At 68.8% G+C, this 19544-nt stretch carries 13 protein-coding genes, 2 tRNA genes and 1 pseudogene; 4 read left to right on the plus strand and 12 right to left on the minus strand.

All coding sequences use genetic code 11. The features are described from left to right. Positions 1-306: 306 nt before the first annotated feature. Both KY572_RS47215 and KY572_RS48125 read right to left on the minus strand, forming a co-directional pair. Positions 307-1482, minus strand: coding sequence for a calcium-binding protein (locus KY572_RS47215; protein ID WP_317987861.1), 1176 nt, complete (start codon positions 1480-1482; stop codon positions 307-309). Positions 1483-1502: 20 nt separating this feature from the next. Further along, a pseudogene (locus KY572_RS48125) lies at positions 1503-2519 on the minus strand (calcium-binding protein); the annotation flags it as partial. A gap of 48 nt (positions 2520-2567) precedes the next feature. Here KY572_RS48125 and KY572_RS16495 point away from each other — a divergent pair. Further along, complete coding sequence (locus KY572_RS16495) at positions 2568-3083, plus strand: hypothetical protein (RefSeq protein WP_224243579.1); 516 nt, start codon at positions 2568-2570, stop codon at positions 3081-3083. Between the two features lie 62 nt (positions 3084-3145). Here KY572_RS16495 and KY572_RS16500 read toward each other — a convergent pair whose 3' ends face one another. The 5 genes from KY572_RS16500 to KY572_RS16520 form a co-directional block, all read right to left on the minus strand. After that, positions 3146-3298 carry a double-CXXCG motif protein gene (locus KY572_RS16500; RefSeq protein WP_224243842.1) on the minus strand — a complete coding sequence of 51 codons (153 nt, stop codon included), beginning with the start codon at positions 3296-3298 and terminating at the stop codon, positions 3146-3148. A gap of 53 nt (positions 3299-3351) precedes the next feature. Beyond that, complete coding sequence (locus KY572_RS16505; RefSeq protein WP_224243580.1) at positions 3352-5520, minus strand: Vps62-related protein; 2169 nt, start codon at positions 5518-5520, stop codon at positions 3352-3354. A 733-nt stretch (positions 5521-6253) separates the two neighbouring features. Further along, positions 6254-6724 carry a DoxX family protein gene (locus KY572_RS16510; protein ID WP_224243581.1) on the minus strand — a complete coding sequence of 157 codons (471 nt, stop codon included), beginning with the start codon at positions 6722-6724 and terminating at the stop codon, positions 6254-6256. A gap of 260 nt (positions 6725-6984) precedes the next feature. Next, the gene (locus KY572_RS16515) at positions 6985-7920 is read right to left on the minus strand and encodes a hypothetical protein (protein ID WP_224243582.1); all 936 of its coding nucleotides are present in this window, start codon (positions 7918-7920) and stop codon (positions 6985-6987) included. Positions 7921-8087: 167 nt separating this feature from the next. After that, positions 8088-8870, minus strand: a complete 783-nt coding sequence (locus KY572_RS16520; protein WP_224243583.1) for a CHRD domain-containing protein — start codon at positions 8868-8870, stop codon at positions 8088-8090. A 229-nt stretch (positions 8871-9099) separates the two neighbouring features. On the opposite strand from KY572_RS16520, the gene KY572_RS16525 reads away from it, so the two are divergent. Next, the gene (locus tag KY572_RS16525; RefSeq protein WP_456077669.1) at positions 9100-9576 is read left to right on the plus strand and encodes a GFA family protein; all 477 of its coding nucleotides are present in this window, start codon (positions 9100-9102) and stop codon (positions 9574-9576) included. Between the two features lie 133 nt (positions 9577-9709). Beyond that, positions 9710-12808 carry a serine/threonine-protein kinase gene (locus KY572_RS16530; RefSeq protein ID WP_224243585.1) on the plus strand — a complete coding sequence of 1033 codons (3099 nt, stop codon included), beginning with the start codon at positions 9710-9712 and terminating at the stop codon, positions 12806-12808. Between the two features lie 26 nt (positions 12809-12834). Here KY572_RS16530 and KY572_RS16535 read toward each other — a convergent pair whose 3' ends face one another. From KY572_RS16535 to KY572_RS16555, 5 genes are all read right to left on the minus strand, one after another. Continuing rightward, entirely contained in the window at positions 12835-13233 is a 399-nt protein-coding gene (locus KY572_RS16535; protein WP_224243586.1) for a hypothetical protein, read from the minus strand. A gap of 96 nt (positions 13234-13329) precedes the next feature. Continuing rightward, positions 13330-14643: a hypothetical protein gene (locus KY572_RS16540; protein ID WP_224243587.1), complete on the minus strand. Its 1314-nt coding sequence runs from the start codon at positions 14641-14643 to the stop codon at positions 13330-13332. 204 nt (positions 14644-14847) lie between these two features. After that, the gene (locus KY572_RS16545; protein ID WP_224243588.1) at positions 14848-16461 is read right to left on the minus strand and encodes a sigma 54-interacting transcriptional regulator; all 1614 of its coding nucleotides are present in this window, start codon (positions 16459-16461) and stop codon (positions 14848-14850) included. A gap of 179 nt (positions 16462-16640) precedes the next feature. After that, positions 16641-16717: transfer RNA gene (locus KY572_RS16550), tRNA-Asp, on the minus strand. Between the two features lie 7 nt (positions 16718-16724). Beyond that, positions 16725-16796, minus strand: a tRNA-Val gene (locus KY572_RS16555). A 266-nt stretch (positions 16797-17062) separates the two neighbouring features. Between KY572_RS16555 and KY572_RS16560 the strand changes: the two genes are divergently transcribed. After that, the gene (locus KY572_RS16560) at positions 17063-19453 is read left to right on the plus strand and encodes an isoamylase (RefSeq protein WP_224243589.1); all 2391 of its coding nucleotides are present in this window, start codon (positions 17063-17065) and stop codon (positions 19451-19453) included. Positions 19454-19544 lie beyond the last annotated feature (91 nt).

The following is a 19544-nucleotide window of genomic DNA, read 5'->3' on the forward strand; positions in this document are numbered from 1 at the left end:
GCCTCGACGGCGCTCTCGAGTCGACGGTTGTTCCACGGCGCGCTCTTTCGGGGTGCCCCCGGCGAGTGTGCACCTGGCCCCTGCGCGAGGGCCGCTCCAGAGGGCGTGGTGTTGAAGCTCAAGCCGCCACAGCCGGCCAAGAGAGCCAGGCCCCTGCCGCGTCCCGGCTGGGAAGGCGGCAGGGCTGGGCAGGAGTGTGGCTGCTGGAGCTGAATGGCTTGCACGCTGGCCTGGAGTGCGGCTCATGGGCTCCCCGTCAGCGTCCCTCACCTCCGCGCTGCTCCCGCCCGCTACGCCCAATAGGGCTCATGTCCTCCTTCTGCTCCTGTTGTTGCCTCGGCCGCCGATGAGCACGTCGTTGCCAGCGCCGCCCGAGAGCCTGTCATTGCCTCGGCCGCCTGCGAGTACGTCATTGCCGCTGTCGCCGGAGAGCCTGTCGTTGCCGCGACCGCCCAGGAGCACATCGTTGCCGTTGCCGCCCGAGAGCCTGTCGTTGCCGCGACCGCCGATGAGCACATCGTTGCCGTCGCCGCCCGAGAGCGTGTCGTTGCCTCGGCCGCCGATGAGCACGTCGTTGCCGCTGTCGCCGGAGAGCCTGTCGTTGCCGCGACCGCCCAGGAGCACATCGTTGCCGTTGCCGCCCGAGAGCCTGTCGTTGCCGCGACCGCCGATGAGCACATCGTTGCCGTCGCCGCCCGAGAGCGTGTCGTTGCCTCGGCCGCCGATGAGCACGTCGTTGCCGCTGTCGCCGGAGAGCCTGTCGTTGCCTCGACCGCCGACGAGCACATCGTTGCCGTCGCCGCCCGAGAGCGTGTTGTTGCCTCGGCCGCCGATGAGCACGTCGTTGCCGCTGCCGCCGGAGAGCGTGTTGTTGCCTCGGCCGCCCAGGAGTACATCGTTGCCATCGCCGCCGGAGAGCGTGTTGTGGCCCTGGCCGCCGATGAGCACGTCGTTGCCGCTGCCGCCGGAGAGCGTGTTGTTGCCTCGGCCGCCCAGGAGCACATCGTTGCCATCGCCGCCGGAGAGCGTGTTGTGGCCCTGGCCGCCGATGAGCGTGTCGTTGCCGCTGTCGCCGGAGAGCGCGTTGTTGCCTCGACCGCCCAGGAGCACATCGTTGCCATCGCCGCCGGAGAGCGTGTTGTGGCCCTGGCCGCCGATGAGCGTGTCGTTGCCGCTGTCGCCGGAGAGAGTGTTGTGGCCCTGGCCTCCGGTGAGCCTGTCGTTGCCGTCGCCGCCGGAGAGCGTGTTGTGGCCCTGGCCGCCGATGAGCACGTCGTCGCCGCTGTCGCCGGAGAGCGTGTTGGTGCCCTGGCCCCCGATGAGCGTGTCGTTGCCACTGCCGCCGGAGAGCGCGTTGTGACCCTGTCCGCCGATGAGCCTGTCGTTGCCGTCGCCACCGGAGAGAGTGTTGTGGCCCTGTCCGCCGATGAGCACGTCGTCGCCGCTGTCGCCGGAGAGCGCGTTGGTGCCCTGGCCCCCGATGAGCGTGTCCCCTGTCCGCCGATGAGCACGTCGTCGCCGCTGTCGCCGGAGAGCGCGTTGGTGCCCTGGCCCCCGATGAGCGTGTCATTGCCACTGCCGCCGGAGAGCCGATTGTTACCCCGGCCGCCGATGAGCGTGTCGTTGCCACTGCCGCCGGAGAGCGTGTCGTTGCCCCGGTCGCCTCTCAGGACGTCATGTCCGCTGCCGCCAGAGAGCCGATCGTGACCCTGCCCCCCGATGAGCGTGTCGTTGCCACTGCCGCCGACGAGCCGATCGTTGCCTTGGCCACCGTTCAAGACGTCACGGCCGTTGCCGCCGGAGAGCGTGTCTTTGCCCTGTCCGCCCACGAGCCTGTCGTTGCCGTTGCCGCCGGAGAGCCTGTCGTTGCCGGTGCCCCCGGAGAGCGTGTCCTTGCCCAGACCGCCTTTCAGGACGTCATGGCCCTTGCCCCCCGAAATCCGGTCGTTGCCCTTGCCGCCGATAATCGTGTCATTGCCGCTGCCGCCATCGATGCGCAGCCCCACCTTGACGCTCTTGTCCGCGACGATGGTGTCTTTGCCAGCGCCTCCGTGGATGACCATGTTCCGAGCTTGCTGCGCGGTGAGCTTCACGGTCCTGCCGTCCGAGGTGACCGTCAGCCCGCCGTCCTTCTGCTGGCGAATGGTCGCGTGGTTGTTGCCAGAGCCGAGGTCCACGATCGTCTTCCCGTGCTTGTCGGTGCGTACGTGAGGCCCTGGTGCTTCGAAGCTGTCCTGCGGGACAGGGGCCTTGGCCTTGGCTTTGGCCTGCGAAGCAGAGGGCTGCGCGCCCTTGGACTCCACTTTATTCGTGGCAGGTGTTTGCTTGCTGGTGCTCGACGTCTTCACGGGGGTCGCCGTGCTCTTCTTCGAGATCTTGGACATGTGTGTTTTACCTGTAGCGAGGTTGAAGGCATTATCCAGACGCCCCACCCGCTGTGGATTCGCCAGAGGGAGTACGCCGATGCTGCCTACGGCTGCGCCTACGGAGGCGACCTGCTGGGCAACAGCGCGGAGCATCCAGGTGGCTTGACCTGATTCCCACTTCCATACCCAGAGGTATCGAACATGCGTAGGTCTCTCATCCCTGGTCTCATGCTCTCCGTCGTCGTTGCCCTCGCGTCCGGCTGTGGCGTCGAGGAGGAGGCGGCGGGGGCCGATCCCATGGCGGGCGCGAGCGAGGAGCAGGCCGCGGCGCCCGGCGAGAACCTCGGCGAGGTGGAGCAGGCCGTCTGTAGCCCCGGTGATCACGCCATCTGCATGGGCTGGGATGCGGGCGGTCGCCGCTGCCTCGCCAACTGCGGGGGGACCAACTACTGGAGGGACACCGGCGAGGCCGCCTGGGGGCTGATCTCGGTGCGTGCTCCTACATCGGCCATGGGGAGTGCGGGTTCTGGCCGCAGGCTACTGCAACAGCATCGGCCAGCCCTACCAGGGCGCTTGCTGGGGCCGCCGCGGCTGATACCCATCCGTTCTTCACCACCAAATCCCCGGGGAGCGTGCACGGGGCTGGGGCTGGCCGTGGCTCATGGCATCATCACCGAGCACGGCGCTCCGCCCCCTTCTCAGAGCGAGAGCGCTTGAGAGCGGCGGGTTGCTCTATGTGGAAGCGGCGGGAATCGAACCCGCCGCCAGGGGATACGCGCTCAGCGCAACGGTAGCTCGTGGAAGAGCAGCCCCTCGAGCCGGAGGCACTGGACAGCCTCTTTGAAGCGCTGGGTGCCGACGAGCACTGTGGCGAAGTTGGCCAGGCAGAACACGTCGGCATGTGTTGGGAGTGAGTCCTTGTCGAGGATCAGTTGTCCGGGCCGAGGGCCCCACCTGAATGCGCGGGGCCCTCACGGCCGTGCCGTCACTCGAGCGTCATGAACTCCGGGTTGGACACGGACCTCGTCATCAGCGCTCCCGGGCCGCCGCTGTTGACGCAGTAGCCCGTCGGGTTGTCGCAACCGCTCGCGGGGTTGCCCCAGGCGGCGGTGATGTTCAGCCAGGCCAGGCTTCCCGTATAGCTCCCCAGCGGCTGCCAGGGGATGGCCACCACATTGTCCCAGGTGTTCCACGCCAGCCCATAGCCCGTGTCATCCGCCAGGAAGTCGCCGTTGAAGATCGTCTCATAGATGTGCCGGGCCGCATCCGGGTACAGGCCGTGGGAGCCGTGGGCCGCGAAGACCTCCGGGTGCCAGCCCGTGAAGAGCATCCCCTTGTCTCCGAAGGTGAACGTCTGCCCATTGGCGTGCTGGCTCAGATAGACCTGCGCCGGACGGCCGTCGATGAAGCGCACCGTGAGGTGCTCCCAGTCACCCACGTGGTTGCCGAAGGTGGAGTAGCCGCCCACGCAGCCCCAGGGCGAGTACCACCCGATGCACACCCGCTTGCCATTGTTGTACGGGTAGAAGGTCCAATAGAGGATGTCCGTCACGTTCGTGGGCTGGCCGCCCTGGGTCCGGCGGATGATCTGGGCGTAGACGGGCACGGACGTCTGATCCGGCCGCTGGCCGTCCAGGAACTGGGGATCCGTGCAGGAGTCACAGCCCAGCGGCTGGTTGGTCACCAGGTGGCCGTTCTCCTCGTGCACGTTGGCCAGATGGAACTGGGTGGAGGAGGGCCAGTAGTACTCGTCCGGAGCCAGCCACACGCGAGGAGCGAACGCCGTGACGGCCCACGTGTCCACGGCCCCACCCCTCAGGTGCTCGTTGGCCGTGGCGCTCTTGTTGAGGGCCCAGTAGCGGTTGCCCCCGGTATCCCCGTGGTTCGGCCGGGCCACGAAGGTGGACGGGCTCAGGCTCCGATGATCCTGCGGAGCAGCCTGCCAGAGCGACACGTCATGATCCGCGCCCGAGCCACTGTCGTTCCACACCCAGCTGGGCACGGCGGGCAGCACGTACTCATTCTTCACGCAGCGGATGAGGTCCGTCGAAGGCTTGGAGTAGCCCAGCGCCGCCACCGCGCCCAGGCAGGTATAGCCCGCGGGAGCCACGGGCTCCCAGAAGGAGCCGTCGTGAGTGCCGCCGGAGCCCCAGTCGCTCCAGATCCAGTTGTAGTCGAGCGGCCTCGCCAGCACGTCACCCTCGCCCCGCACCACGAAGGTCATCCCGGGGGCCCGCCCGTGGCTCCCCATGGCGACATCGCCGAGCGAATAGAAGCCCGGGGTCTGACTGAGGTCCGGCCGCCAGACGGAGACATCGTTGTCGGCACCCGAGCCGGAGTCATCGTAGATCCAGTGGAAGCGGCTCGAGGGCTGGAGCTCCAGCCGCTGCGAGTAGCGCAAGCGGGCCTTGTCCGAGCTCAGCAGGAACTCCGCGCTCTGTCCCGCCGTGGTGGTCGCCGCGACCAGCTTGTAGCTCCCCGGTGACAGGGTGAGGGACAGACGGGCGTGGCCGCCTCCACCTCCGTTGTCGTCCTGGGCGAGCACGTTGCCGCTCGCGTCGAGGAGGTAGAGATAGGAATCCGCGGAGGAGGTGAGGGTGAAGGTCTGGGTTTCCGCGACGCCCGTGTGGTCCAGCAAGAACACGCGATTGCCCGTGCTGTATGGGTTCTGTCCGCCGGAGCCCTGCCAGTGGCCATAGAGCGTGTTGCCGCCGGAGCTCGGGGGACGCTGGGAGGGATCCGGCTCGACCGTCCAGTCGCCAGAGCTCCAGGTGGTGACGCCCTGCGGGCTGTCGGGGCGGTGCAGGTAGTCGCCCTTCCACGAGCGCAGCCGGACCTTTCCTCCTTGCGCGTTCTCGGCCGTCCACTCTCCAAAGCCCCAGGTGGTGACGCCCTGCGGGCTGTCGGGGCGGTGCAGGTAGTCGCCCTTCCACGAGCGGAGCTGGAGCTTCCCGTTGGCCATACACTCGACGGTCCAGATGCTGCCGGAGATGTTGCCCCAGGTGGTGACACCCTGCGGACTGTCGGGGCGGTGCAGGTAGTCGCCCTTCCAGGACTTCAAGAGCACCCGGTCATTGCAGGCGGCCGTGCCCAGCACGGCGCTGGTGCTCGCCTGTCGAACCTCACCGGTAGCCGGCTCGTCGCCTTCGGGCATCCCGCACCCCGTGGAGAGGAGCAGGGCCGTCAGCGATGCACCGGCGCGGAGCATGCTGGCACGGGACGGCGCAAGTGTGTCTCTGACGAGTCGACGAAGCGTGAGGCTGCGGAGGGCAGGCATGTGCTGATTCCTTGCAAAGGGGCGATGGAAGAAGCGCTGCGATTCACGGCGCCGCGCCGAGATTGCACGGGGCACGCCAGCACGACTGTCAGCACATGGGGAGAGGAAGATTCTGGGGTTGGCTCGGCCAGCAGGGCCGCGGGAGAGGCGTCAGTCCTGGCGCCTTGTTGCGCCCCAGACAACAGCCGTTGCGCCTGGCGCAACGGGGAGGGCGGACGGGCCGCGATGCGCGCAGCGGGTACTATACGCCAGCACTGAGAAAGCGCGCCGTCGTCCGGGTGACGGCGACGGCCAACATCGTCTTCAGTCAGTGGAGGCAATGCCTCGGGCGGCGGAATCGTCCTGGATCCGCTCCCGGCCCCCACGCCCAGCCAGCGCGTCTGGTACTCGTTCGACGGCACGGTGGTGGAGAACAACACCGTCTGGACCAGTGGCCGGGGCTACATCAAGATCACGCTCTCGGTCGGCTCACGTCCGTGGTTCGGGGACTATGTCCCCGCGGATGGCTGCGTGGCCCCGTTCGCGTGGCCGCCACCCTGGCGCTAGCCCCCGGCAGCGGCTCGGAAGTGCTCCGCGCGGTGGCCCGCTCCAAGGGCCATCGCGCGTGTCATCACGCGGAGGTGGGGCGCGCGGTGTGCGGCGCGTGCGGCGGCGGGGACTGGCGCCTGCCCGCGGGCTTCCAGAGATCGAGCGCGAAGCGGCCCGGCCCGTAGGCGAAGATGAAGAGGAACAGGAAGCAGAACACCACGGCCAGCTCGCCCATGTTGAGGGTGGGGATCCACTTCCCATCGGCGAAGGCGAACTTCCAGTGGAACTGGATGTAGGCGACCGCCATCGTGCCCGACGACAGGAAGGCCGCGGGCCGGGTGAGCAGACCGAGCGCGATCAAGCCGCCGGCGACGAGCTCGATGACTCCGCCAAGCCAGAGCTGGGTGCCGAACGTTTGGACGTTCCCACCGTAGATGCCGAAGAGCTTCTGCATGCCGTGAAACGCGAAGAGCGCGCCGGTGACGATGCGCAGCGCCGCATAGGAGTACGGCTCGATGAGGGTGGGGAGGGTCTTCCAACGAGTCTGGGCCATGGTTGGCTCCTTCGGGTGCAAGCACGACGTGTATGGAAGGTGTGCACCAAGCTCGTTGGACGTGCTATGCCGATTCGTCCAAATGATTTGACCGGCCGTCCAAGTGGCTGGGACGATTCATCCAGGGAGCTGCTCTTGCGCCCCGGCTCCGCCCCCGCTCGAGGGAGCTTCGGGCTCCCTGGTCGCTTCCTCCTCCCTCACTCGAGGGAGCGCCCTCCGCGACGGTGGGAAGTCGCCGCTACCGCCGCGTTCCCCAGCCACTAGTCGTCATCGTCATCGTCATCGTCATCGTCATCGTCGTCCGAGTCATCGGGGAAGAGGTGGGTGTAGTCCGACCACTTCATCCGGGTCGTCATGGGCCGGTAGCTCACGCCATTGACGGAGCAGCTCGCGTAGTACGTGCCATGGGGCCCTGGCGCACAGCGTTGCGAGCACCGGCCGACGAAGCGCATGGGGGCGCACTGCGTGGATGGAGCCCCAGAGTCCACCGCTCCGCAAGCCCGGGTGAGGTACTCGCCTTCGTCATTGATGGGCCGGTCGACTCCGAAGAAGAGGCTGTTCGGGACGAAGATGTTCCCGAAGAAGCAGGCCTCACGAACGGAGTAGGCCGACAGCTCGCTGGCGGTGAAGGGGATGGGAGTGCCCCCCGCACTCATTCCCAGCACGGAGATGGTCACGTGCTCTCCGTAGCGGTTGACGTGGGCCAGCAGGCAGGCCGTGACGACCTGCTGGTCGTTGGTGCTGGCCGGGTGACCGTTGGCCCAGTCCGGTGCGAGCCCCAGTCCTCCCGCCCAGGTATAGGTCTGCCCCGTCTGGCTGTGGGTGTACGAGCGGCTCTGCCCCGCCGGCACCGCGCAACGCACGACATACGTCATCAGCATGTTCGCGTTCGCGGGGTTGTGGGTGAACCATTGGGTGAAGGCCGCGGCGGACAGGCCGTTGGCGGACAGGCCGTTGGCGGACAGGCCGTTGGCGGACAGGCCGTTGGCGGACAGGCCGTTGGTGGACAGGCCGTTGGCGGAGGTGAGCTCCTGGGACGTGCTCTCCAACGACAGAGGCTCGGTGAGGGACGCCTCGGGGCCGCAGGCCGAGATGCCCACGCCCAGGCACAGGGTGGCGAGCCAGGCAACGGCCCACCGTTTCATCCCCACACCCTGGACGGTGCAGGGAGCTTCCATCATCGGAGCCTTCTTCATGGGGTTCTCCTCGCGGGTGTCAGCGTGCCCATGGGTTCTGGGTATTCCGATTGATAGGTATTTCCTTGCCGTTCGCCCTCCCTCCCGGTGCAGGAGGGCGTGAGGTATCCAACAGGCGGGAGCCCTTTTGTCGGGCTCCCGATATTCTCACCACGGGCACAGCTGACTCAGTCGTCCAGGTTGCCCAGGAAGATCTGGCCGCGGAGCTCGCCGTTGGGCCGGGTCTCGGTGTTGAGGAGGATGTACATCCCGCCGCTCTTGAACTGCTCCACCTCCGAGGTGCTCAGCGCCCGGTCGCCGCACGAATCGGTGCCCTGGCCCAGCTCGAACGCTCCGCTCCGAGACGTGGGCACCTGGAGTGAGCAGAAGACGGGACCGGTGCTGCTCTCGTCGGCGGGGCCGCGGATCTGCGCGGACACGGCGTTGCTCTCCAGCCCCTCGAAGCTTCCGAAGATATCCAGCCTCTTGCCGTCCAGCTTGAGGAGCGCCGATCCCCAGCCCTCCGAAGGGGGCCTGGGGCGCAGCTGCCCGCGAAGCTCGCCGCCGGCGTGCAGGGTCGTGTGGATGTTGACGTAGAGCTTGCCGCCCTGGAGGTTCGCCACGTCCGCGGCGGTCAGCTCCATGGTGCCACAGGAGCCAACCTCCGTCCCCGAGGCGATCGCCCCGGTGGCGGCAATGGGCACCCGGAGCGAGCAGAAGACAGGAGCGGTGCTGTTCTCGTCGGCGAGTCCATGGAAGTGAGCCGCCGTGGCGTTCGCCGAGAGGCCGCGGAAGCTGCCCTGGACGATGAGCCTCGTGCCTTCCACCCAGGACACGACCGAGCCCGAGCCGGCGGTTTGAACGGGGTTGGGCCTCTGCGCCGCACCCGACAAGGAGGCGGTGAGCTCCCGGGGCCGCACCGCCTCGGGCGACAACAGAGCGGCGAGCTCCGTCTCACGGCCACATGCCATCAGAGCCAGAGCCGCGGCACATGCGAAAGAAAAACGATCTACCCTCATCGTGTATCCCCCTCTTTGGGAACTGGAGAGACGCTGCCACACTCGACAGCCTGGCGCTGCTGGCGTGCGGGGTGGCCAGGCTGGAGCCTCGAGAGGGAAGATGGGGCTGCGATGTGCAGTTCGTGGAGGAGGGTTCGCGGTTTCTCTTGCCGGCGGCTGGCCAGCGGCCCACTCTCCGGGCATGGAGAAACCTGGGTCTGAATGGAAGTTGCCTTGGGAGGGTGGGTGCCGCTGCGGGAAGGTTCGCCTGCGGGTCACCCTCCCGCCGCTCCTCACCATGGCGTGTCACTGCACCGGCTGTCAGCGCATGAGCTCGAGCGCTTTCAGCCTGTCGATGGCGATCCCGACGCCCGGCTTCGAGGTTCTCTCCGGAGAGCCGGTGGTGGGTGGGCTGCACGGGCCGACGCAGCACATGTTCTGCGGCTACTGCATGACGTGGATGTTCACGCGGCCGGAGGGCATGGACTTCTTCGTGAACCTCCGGCCGAGCATGCTCGACGACTGGAGCTGGTTCGTGCCGTTCATCGAGACCTACACGGAAGTGAAGCTGCCATGGGCGGCGACGGCGGCCGTGCACTCCTTCGAGAGGTTCCCGGAGATGACCGAGTACGAAGGCCTCACTCGCGACTTCGCCGCGAAGGGGGCACGGCCCAGGTAACCCGCGAGAAGTTGCCGCAATCCTCCGAGGCGAAGGCGATCGACGTCGCCGCGACGCAGGAGGATCAGGCGCGCTTCGAGCAGGTCTTCTTCGATACGCTCAGCGACCGGTAGCTTCGAGGAGGATGGCCGGCATGGCGAACACGGACCCGTCTCGAACGCGCGCGGAGCCCAAGGCATCTCGGCCCGGCAGCTCCCCACAAGAGGCCGAGACGCTGGAACCCGGTGCGCCACTGGCCTCGGTCGAAGCGCAGGGGCCCGCCTTTCCCGTGCCCGGCTGGGAGCGCTATCAGGCGGTGCGCTTCCTCGGGCAGGGTGGCATGGGCCGGGTGTTCCTCGCCTATGACGTGCAGCTGCGCCGCAACGTGGCCCTCAAGTTCGTGCGCGACGCGGCTCCCGAGCTGGCACGCCGCTTCCTCTCCGAGGCCCGTGCCCAGGCCCGTGTCCGGCACGAGCGCGTGTGCCAGGTGTACGAGGTGGGGGAGATCCGGGGCGTCACCTATATCGCCATGCAGTACGTGGAGGGGCAGACGCTGGGCCAGCTCGCGCCGGGGCTCTCGCTGGAGCAGAAGGCCCTGGTGTTGAGGGAGGTGGCCGAGGGCGTGCACGCCGCTCACCGCGCCGGCCTCATCCATCGGGATCTCAAGCCCTCCAACATCCTGGTGGAGCGCTCGGAGGATGGGCGCCTGCACCCCTACGTCCTGGACTTCGGCCTGGCGCGCGACTGGCGCGAGGAGTCCCTGTCCACGGGGACGGTGCTCGGCACGCCCCACTTCATGGCTCCCGAGCAGGCCCGGGGCGAGGTGGCCCGGCTGGATCGACGCGCGGACGTCTACAGCCTGGGCGCTACGCTCTACCACCTGCTCACCGGCCAGCTCCCCTTCACCGGGGGCAATGAGCTGGAGGTGCTCGCCCGCATCCAGTCCGAGGAGCCTCGCCCGCCTCGCGCGCTCGACGCGGACGTGCCGGCGGACCTGGAGGCCATCGCCCTCAAGTGCCTAGAGAAGGAGCGCTCGGCGCGCTACGACTCGGCGCGCGCGCTGGCCGAGGACCTGGAGCGCTTCCTCAATGGCGAGCCGGTGCGCGCACGTCCGGTGGGGCCGTGGCAGCGGCTGGCGCGCAAGGTGCGTCGACACCGGGCCGCGGTGGCCCTGGGCGCCGTGGCCCTGCTCGGGGTGATGCTCGCCCTGGGGCAGGCCGTCTGGACCCGCCGCGAGCTGGCCCTGCGTGAGCGCATCTCCCGCGGCTTCACCGAGAAGGTGGAGCGCATCGAGGCCCAGGCCCGCTACTCAGGGCTCTCGCGGCTGCACGACACGCGCGAGGATCGACAGGTGCTGCGTCAGCGCATGGAGGAACTGGAGGCGGAGATCCGCGAGGGCGGCGAGCGCGCGGTGGGCCCCGGCCACTACGCCGTGGGCCGGGCGATGATGGCGCTCGGAGACGTCGAGGGCGCACGGGCCCGACTGGAGTCCGCGTGGCAGGCGGGCTTCCGCGAGCCGCGAGTCGCCTATGCGCTGGCGCTGGTGATGGGGCAGCTCTACCAGGAGAAGCTCCTGGAGGTGGAGCGGGTGCGCAACCCCGAGGAGCGCGAGGCCCGCCGCCGCGAGTTCGAGCGCCAGTACCGCGAGCCCACCCTCTCCTGGCTGAGGCGGAGCGAGGGCGTGGAGCTGCCATCCCCCCACTACGGCGCGGCGCTGTTGGCCTTCTACGAGGGGCGCTACGACGAGGCGCTGACCCACCTGGACGCCATGGGGCCCGGTCTGCCCTGGTTCCACGAGGCGCCCCTGCTGCGAGGCGATGTGCGGGTGGCCCGCGCCACGGCGCGCTGGGGCCAGGGAGATCGCGCCGGAGCCCTGGCCGATTTCGAGGCCGGGAGGCAGGCCTACGCCGCGGCCGCCGCCACCGCCGAGAGCGTGCCGGCCGTGCACTACTCCCTGGCGCGGCTGGAGTACGGCGCGCTGCTCATGGAGCTCTACGGCCAGGGAGAGGTGAAGCCCCTCTACGAGCGGGGACTTCAGGCGCTCACGCGCGCCCTCACCGTCGCGCCCGACCATGCCGACTCCTGGGTGCAGCAGTCCCGCTTCCACCGCAGGCTGGCCGAGTTCCTGGCTCCTCGTGGCGGACAGGTGGAGCCGCTGCTGGAGCAGGCCACCGCGGCTGCTCGCGGCGCCCTGGCGCTCCAGCCTCGACACTCGCGGGCCCGCCTGGAGCTGGGCCTGAGCCTGCGCCTGCAGGCGCGCGCCCTCCAGGAGCGAGGCCAGGATCCGAGAGAGCTGCTCCGTCAGGCCCATGAGGCCTTCGAGAGTGTCTCCGCCGAGGACCGCAGCTACGGCTACTTCACGAGCCTCGGGCTGATCTTCAACGCGTGGGCCGACTACGAGGATGACACGGGCGCGGACTCGCTCGCGCATCGCAACCAGTCCATCGAGGCCTACCGCGACGCCATCAAGCTCGACGAGCGGCAGATGGATGCCTGGGTCAATCTCGGCGCCGCCTACCTCAAGCGGGCCTCGCGTTCACAGGAGTCGGAGCGCGATCTGGAACAGGCCTTCAGCGCGCTCGAGCGGGCCCGCGCGCTCAACCCCCGCAGCTACGTGCCCTGGTTCTACGAGGCTCGGGTGCAGGAGGCGCGAGCCCGCCGTCTGCGCGAGCAGGGACGCGATGCCGGGCCCGAGCTGGAGCGGGCCGTCTCGCTCTACCAGGAGGCGCTGGCCATCAATCCCCAGCAGCCGCTGCTTCACAACGGGCTGGGCATCGCGCGGCTCCTGCAGGCCCGCCAGGACTGGGAGCTGGGGAGGAGCCCGGATCCTTCACTCGAGCAGGCCCAGGCCGCCCTCGAGCAGGCCCGGAAGCTGGATGCGCGGCACGGCCTCGTGGACCAGAACCTCGGCGAGGTGAGTGCGTGGCGCGCCGTCTACCAGCGGAAGCGGGGAGAGGATCCCGGCCCGAGCGTCCGCGCGGCGCTCGGGGCCTATCAGCGGGCCATGGAGGGGATGCCAGGCTCGTCGCTCCCCTGGACGGGCACGGGTTGGGCCTGGCTCACCCTGGCCACCTGGCAGCTGGAGCACGGGAGCGATCCCCGGCCGAGCCTGGAGCAGGCCTCGAAGGCGCTCCAAGGGGCGCTCGAGCGCAATCCCCGGGATGAGGAGGCTCGGCGCCATCTGGGAGAGGTCCAGGCGGTGAGGGAGCGCTGGCTGGCGAGCCGGAGCCAGGCTCGCACCACGACTCCCTAGTTCGCCCGCGGCCACCGTCGGTGGCGCTACTTCTGCTCGTGATCCTTTGGATCTGGATCCGGCTGCACTTCCACTTCCCCTTGCTTCGTATCACCCAGAGGCCCCGACTTCAGCTTCCTGACCTCGAAGCAGAAGTGGTACTTGCCAGGCGGCACGTTCCCGACGGTCACGGACTGGGCCATGGGCAGCGGCTGGTCTGGGCCGGTCGTCGTGGGTTGTGTGAGGGTGAATCGGTTCATTTCGGGAGACAGGCCCCAGTTTTCTTTCAGCGTGACGACGGTGGAGCCCTTCACGCTCGACCTGCTCAGGAACTGGATCTTCTGCCCGGGTTTCAATACGGGCAGTTTGTCTGGAGGATTGGGCTCAGGCTCGTACGTGTAGCTGTCCGCATGGATGGTGACGGTCAGCGCGATGGTGTCGGGCATGGCGGGGACTCCATTCTCTGCGAGGGAACGACACGCGCCAGCGGCAGGGGGCGCGTAGCTCGAGCAGCCCACCTGCCACTGGCAAGCGTGGCATTCTCAGTTGGCGGTCGTGCTCAGGTCCACGGAGCTCCAGCTCTGGCCGTTCCACTGCATCTCATAGAGGTGGTTGTTCGTCCCCTCGTAGTAGGCGCGCGAGAGGTTTCCGTTGAGGGTGAAGCTCGCCATCGCGCTGCTGGCCGCCGCGGCCCCCGCGCCGGGAGCGCTCGCGAACAGGTTGCGGTAGTACCAGCGCTGGCCCAGCCACAGCTCGTAGACGCGGCTGTCGCTGCCCACATAGTACACGCGCGGATTGGTCTGCCCCGTGGCGTCCTGCACCGAGGTGGCCGTCAGGCCGCTGCTGGCCGAGGCATCGCGCACCGGCCCGTAGACGGGGTCGGCCGGGATGATGGAGTTCAGGTCCGTGTGGCTCCACGTCGCGCTCGCGTTGTTCCACTTCAGCTCGTGGATGTGCTTGTCGGCGGCCATGTAGTACAGGCCCGAGTCACCGTTCGGCATGGCGGCTCCGGCCATCGCGGTGCCCGGCGCGGCGAGCGCGGCTCCCGGGGCGCTCGCGGTGAGATCCCGGTAGTTCCAGCGCTGGCCCAGCCACAGCTGGTAGATGTGGCCGTCGTTCCCCACATAGGCCACGCGCGGGTACATCTGGCCGCCGGGCTCCTTCACCACGGTGGCCAACAGCGGGCTGTTGGGCGCGGCGTTGCGGACCGGACCTTGGACAGGGTCCGCCTGGACGATGGCGTTCAGGTCCGTGTGGCTCCACGTCATGCTCTGCTCGTCCCACTTCAGCTCGTGGACGTGGTTGTCCGCGGCCAGGTAGTACACACGCGAGCCCCCGTTGCCCACCACGGTTCCCGCCAGGGCGGCCCCCGGCGCGGCGAGCGGCGCTCCCGAGGCGCTCGAGAGCAGATCCCGGTAGTACCAGCGCTGCCCGAGCCACAGCTCGTACACGCGGTTGTTGCCGCCCACGTAGTACACGCGCGGGACGCTCTGGCCGCTGGAGTCCTTCACCACGAAGGCCGCCAGGCGGCTGTTGGGCGCGGCGTCTCGAGCCGGGCCGTAGACAGGATCGGCCGGGACGACCGAGTTCAGATCCGTGTGCACCCACGAGCCGGTGAACTTCATCTCATGGACGTGGTTCTCCGAGCCCAGGTAGTACAGGCGTGAGCCATCGGAGCCCACCACGGTCCCCGCCAGGGCACTCTGGGGGGCCGCGAGGAAGCCCGTGCCGAGGCGGGCCTCCGTCGTCGTGGGGGCGAGCGGCTCGGTGGACTCGCTCGGGAGCGCCTCCGTGCCGCAGCCGGGGCCAAACGCCATCGCAGGGGTGAGCATCAAGAGCGGCAGGAACTTCTTCATGGGGTCCTCCAAGGGAGAGGCTTGGGCGCCAGCACCGTGCTGGCGTGCTCGGACCCAGAGCACACGCCGTGCCGGGCGCTCTCTCCGAGCGCGCGCTCGGTGCGAGGGTGCCGGGCGTGCCGCCCCGGTGTGTCGGCGGCGCGAGAGGGTGTGCCGGAGGTGTGCCGGAGCGTGCCGGCCGGCACTCCGAGCCTCGGAGGGCGCTCAGGAGCCGACCGGCGCCAGGCCCAGCTCCCGCAGGCGGCGCAGCAGCCCCCGCCGGGAGACCTCAAGCCGCTGCGCCATGGCGTCCACGTCGCCCCGGCACTCCTGGAAGCAGCGGTGAACCTCCTCCGGACTCAGGGCCTTGGAGGTGCGCACGTTCGGGCTCTTGTCGATCAAGTCGTAGAGCGAGGCCCGGGAGATTCCCAACCGGCTGGCCGCTGCCTTGACGTCCCATGCGCTCTCGCGCAGGGCCGCCAGCAGCTCCTCCTGGCCCACCTCCGAAGCCTTGCGCCGGGTGGGCGTGGGCGTGGCTGGCTCTTCGGATGGTCGCGAGGCGGGCGCCACGGTGAGAGCCGGAGTGGCCACCGGCTCCAGCTCCTGCTCGAGCTGGGGATTGACCTGCGCCTGGGGTTGGCCTCGGCTGCGGACGACGAGCTGCCGCGCTACGTTGCGCAGCTGGCGGATGTTGCCCGGCCAGGCATGGCGCACCAGCCGAGTCGCCAGGGAGGACGGCAGCCATGGCTCCGCGCGGGGATCCTCGGGCTCCAGGCGCCAGGCTTCGCCGAGCGCCTCCAGCTCCTGTCGGGCGAAGTGGAGGAAGAGCGGGCCGATGTCCTCGCGGCGGGAGCGCAGCGGGGGGACACGGATCTCGAAGCTGGCCAGCCGATGCAGCAGCGGGGCCTTGAAGAGGCCCTGGCGGATCTGCTCCTCCAGGTGCGCATCCGTCGCGGCCACCAGCCGTACGTCCACCGCCACCGGCGTGTGCCCTCCCACCGGGTAGAGCTCTCCCGTCTCCAGCGCGCGCAGCAGTAGGACCTGGACCTCGGGGGAGGCCTCGCCCACCTCGTCGAGGAAGAGCGTGCCTCCGTGCGCGGCGCGGAAGTAGCCCTCGCGATCGCGCGTGGCACCGGTATAGGCGCCACGGTGGGCACCGAAGAGCTCGGCGGCGGCCAGCTCCTTGGGGATGGCGCCCAGGTTGACGCTGACGAAGGGGCCCCGGCGGCGGGGGCTTCGCTGGTGGATGGCCCGGGCCACCAGCTCCTTGCCGGCCCCTGTCTCTCCGCGGATGAGCACCGGCAGGCCCAGGTCCGCCACGCGGGCAATGTCCTCGCGCACGCGGCGCACGCCCGCGCTCTGCCCCACCATGCCCAGCTCGTCGCTGCTGGCAGCCGTCGGGACGGGCACCAGGTGGAGCAGCAGCGCGACGCGCTGGGACAGCTCGAGCGGCACGCCCGCGGCCAGCTCCTCACGGGTGAACTCTCGCTCGCCCTGGAGCGGCACTCCGGCCACCTCCACCCGGATTCCACTGTCGCCGAGCTGGAGGCTCACTCCTCCGCCCGCGGTGGGCGCGAGCACCAGCGGCTTGCGGCTGAGGAAGGGATCGGCCAGAGGCTGGCCCAGGGAACTGCCGGGACGGGTGAAGTCCGGAGCGTTGCGAGACAGCGACACCTCCCGCGCCACCGTCAGCCCCTCGAGCAGCAGCTGCTCTCCGGCGCGGCGCGCCACGGGATGGGAGATGATCGTCAGGGCTGGCACGAGCGAGGCGCCCGCCGGTCCCCCGGGACGTGCGGGAGCATCGACCGTGGAGACATCCGTATACGTCGTCTCGGGCATGGGAACCGCTGGGAACGCCGACGGCCGGTGACTCTACCGCAGCCGCCGGGTGTACACCCAGGCGAGGCCAGTCCGAGCGAATGCTCGCGCCTCACGTCACGGTCGCGGCGACGGGGCGGTGAGCCGACAGCTCGAAAAGACGAAGGGCCCGGAACCTTGCGATTCCGGGCCCTTCTTTTTGGCGAGGAGTACGGGACTTGAACCCGTGGCCTCCGGCGTGACAGGCCGGCGTTCTAACCAACTGAACTAACTCCCCACAACCTTGGGCGGAACAGGGATCGAACCTGTGACCCTCGCCTTGTAAGGGCGACGCTCTACCGCTGAGCTATCCGCCCTGGGCGTCCGCCGCTTGCGACAGGGCGGCCTTGTATCGACGGCTCCCGCCACTGTCAAGCCTACGTTTTAGCCGGCCCAATCATTCCCCCGGGCCGTGCCGATGACCCTGGGTCCCGGACGACCAGTCGTGCCACCGCCTGACATTTCGGTGAAGCCCGGGCTGGTCGCGTTGACTTCACTCCCCGAGAGGTGCTGGAAGTCTGCTCTACGGGCAAGCGCGGGCCCGCCCGCAGCGCCGAATGAGCCGCGCCGGAGCTTTGGACCCATGACCCCTGCCACTGACCTCCCCCGGGGAGCCTTCGGGCTCCTCCGGTGGCGCCCCCTCCTGTCCGCCGGCCTCGCCGCCTTCCTGGCTGCCTGCGGAGCCTCTGACCACAACACGTCCCTGCTCGCGGAGGAACTCGCGGACACCGGCGTACAGCAGCAAGAGGCGGTGACCTGGACGCTGGGTGCCAACTACGACGCGACGAAGGCCAACATCGACTTCCGCGTCTACTCCTCGCGCGCCACGCGCATCGAGCTCTACATCTACAAGACGCCGTTCAACGCCGCGGAAGTGGTGAAGTACGTGATGACCAAGGACTCGGCCACGAACATCTGGTCGAAGACGGTCTCGGTCGCCACCCTGTCGAGCAGCTACGGGCTGACGGGCACCGTGTACTACGGCTACCGCGCGTGGGGCCCGAACTGGCCGTACAACTCGACCTGGACCAAGGGCTCGAGCGTCGGGTTCGTCTCGGACGTGGACTCCGCCGGCAACCGCTTCAACCCCAACAAGCTGCTGCTGGATCCCTACGCCAAGGAGATCAGCCACGATCCGAACAACGCCAACCACACCGACGGGACGGTGTTCGCCAGCGGCGCCCACCGCAACATCGACAGCGGCCCGAAGGCGCCCAAGGGCATCGTGCTGGCCGGGGACACCCAGTCCATCGGCACCCGGCCCACGCGCGCGCTGAAGGATGACGTCATCTACGAGGTGCACGTGCGTGGCCTCACCAAGAACGACGCGAGCATCGCCGCCGCCTACCGCGGCACGTACAAGGGCGCGGGCCTGAAGGCCCCGGCGCTCGCGGCGCTCGGTGTCACCGCCGTGGAGTTCCTGCCGCTGCACGAGACGGACAACGACTCCATCGACAACGTGCTCAGCACGGCGGGGGACAACTACTGGGGCTACATGACGCTGAACTTCTTCGCCCCGGACCGGCGCTACTCCTATGACAAGTCGGCGGGCGGCCCCACGCGCGAGTTCAAGGAGATGGTGAAGGCCTTCCACGACAACGGCATCAAGGTCATGGTCGACGTGGTCTACAACCACACCGGCGAGGGCGGAGCGTGGAGCGGCACCGATCCGAACACCTTCAACGTCCTGAGCTTCCGCGGCCTGGACAACCCCACGTACTACAGCCTCACGTCCGACATGAAGTTCAACTGGGACAACACGGGCGTGGGCGGCAACTACAACACCTTCAACCCGACGGCGCAGAACCTGATCATCCACTCGCTGGCGTACTGGAAGGACACGCTGGGCGTGGACGGGTTCCGGTTCGATCTGGCCTCCGTGCTCGGCAACACCTGCCAGCACGGCTGCTTCAACTACGACAAGATGAACAGCGCCACCGCGCTCAACCGCATCCTGACGGACCTGGCGCCGCGTCCTCCCGCTGGTGGCGCGGGCACCGACTTCGTCGCCGAGCCGTGGGCCATCGGCGGCAACTCGTACCAGGTGGGCAACTTCCCGGGCATCTGGTCCGAGTGGAACGGCAAGTTCCGCGACTCGCTGCGCAAGGACCAGAACCAGATGGGGGTGGAGACCGTGACGCCGGGCGAGCTGGCCACGCGCTTCGCGGGCTCGTCGGACCTGTACGGGGATGACGGCCGCAAGCCGTACAACTCCATCAACTTCATGGTGGCGCACGACGGCCTCAGCTTGAAGGATCTCTACACCTGCAACTCGAAGGACAACCTGCAGCCGTGGCCGTACGGCCCCTCGGATGGTGGCGAGGACAACAACCACAGCTGGGACCAGGGCGGAGTGGCGGCGGACCAGCGCAAGGCGGCGCGCAATGGCATGGCGTTCCTGATGCTCAGCGCGGGCACGCCCATGTTCACCGGCGGCGACGAGTTCCTGCGCACCCAGTACTGCAACAACAACGTGTACAACCTGGACTCGGACAAGAACTGGCTGAACTACGCGCTGACCACGGACCAGACGAACTTCAAGACGTTCACCCAGCGGCTGATCGCGTTCCGCAAGGCGCACCCGGCGCTGCGGCCCGCGAACTTCTACAGCACCAACGACACCAACGGGAACGTGATGGAGCAGCACCGCTGGTTCAAGCCCGACGGCACCGTGCCGGACGCGGCCTACTTCGGCAACGGTAACAACCACGCCCTGGCCTTCCGCGTGGACGGCACCGAGTTCGGTGACACGGCCAGCGCCATCTACGTGGCGTACAACGGCTGGTCCGGCGCGGTGAACTTCGTCCTGCCGTGGCCGGGCAACGGGAAGAGCTGGTATCGGGTGACGGATACCTGCAACTGGGCGGAGGGGCCCAACCAGGTGGCCAGCCCCGGCTCCGAGGGGCTCATCGGCGGCGAGTTCACCAACTACAGCGTGTGTGGCCGCGGCCTGCTGCTGCTGATCGCGAAGTAGGGCAGGGGTGAGGCGGCGCGGGGGCGGATGACTGCCCCCAGCGCCAGGGGCCGGGCTTGCTCCAGGGAGCGAGTCCGGCCCCGTTCATTTG

Origin of the sequence: Hyalangium gracile (assembly GCF_020103725.1) — a bacterium.
Taxonomy (GTDB): Bacteria; Myxococcota; Myxococcia; order Myxococcales; family Myxococcaceae; genus Hyalangium; species Hyalangium gracile.

Bases quoted from the DNA above. Each gene is read 5' to 3' on its own strand.
- KY572_RS16495 (WP_224243579.1), top strand. From the start codon at position 2,568: ATGCGTAGGTCTCTCATCCCTGGTCTCATGCTCTCCGTCGTCGTTGCC.
- KY572_RS16505 (WP_224243580.1), bottom strand. From the start codon at position 5,520: ATGCCCGAAGGCGACGAGCCGGCTACCGGTGAGGTTCGACAGGCGAGC.
- KY572_RS16510 (WP_224243581.1), bottom strand. From the start codon at position 6,724: ATGGCCCAGACTCGTTGGAAGACCCTCCCCACCCTCATCGAGCCGTAC.
- KY572_RS16515 (WP_224243582.1), bottom strand. From the start codon at position 7,920: ATGAAGAAGGCTCCGATGATGGAAGCTCCCTGCACCGTCCAGGGTGTG.
- KY572_RS16520 (WP_224243583.1), bottom strand. From the start codon at position 8,870: ATGGCATGTGGCCGTGAGACGGAGCTCGCCGCTCTGTTGTCGCCCGAG.
- KY572_RS16525 (WP_456077669.1), top strand. From the start codon at position 9,100: ATGGAGAAACCTGGGTCTGAATGGAAGTTGCCTTGGGAGGGTGGGTGC.
- KY572_RS16530 (WP_224243585.1), top strand. From the start codon at position 9,710: ATGGCGAACACGGACCCGTCTCGAACGCGCGCGGAGCCCAAGGCATCT.
- KY572_RS16535 (WP_224243586.1), bottom strand. From the start codon at position 13,233: ATGCCCGACACCATCGCGCTGACCGTCACCATCCATGCGGACAGCTAC.
- KY572_RS16540 (WP_224243587.1), bottom strand. From the start codon at position 14,643: ATGAAGAAGTTCCTGCCGCTCTTGATGCTCACCCCTGCGATGGCGTTT.
- KY572_RS16545 (WP_224243588.1), bottom strand. From the start codon at position 16,461: ATGCCCGAGACGACGTATACGGATGTCTCCACGGTCGATGCTCCCGCA.
- KY572_RS16560 (WP_224243589.1), top strand. From the start codon at position 17,063: ATGACCCCTGCCACTGACCTCCCCCGGGGAGCCTTCGGGCTCCTCCGG.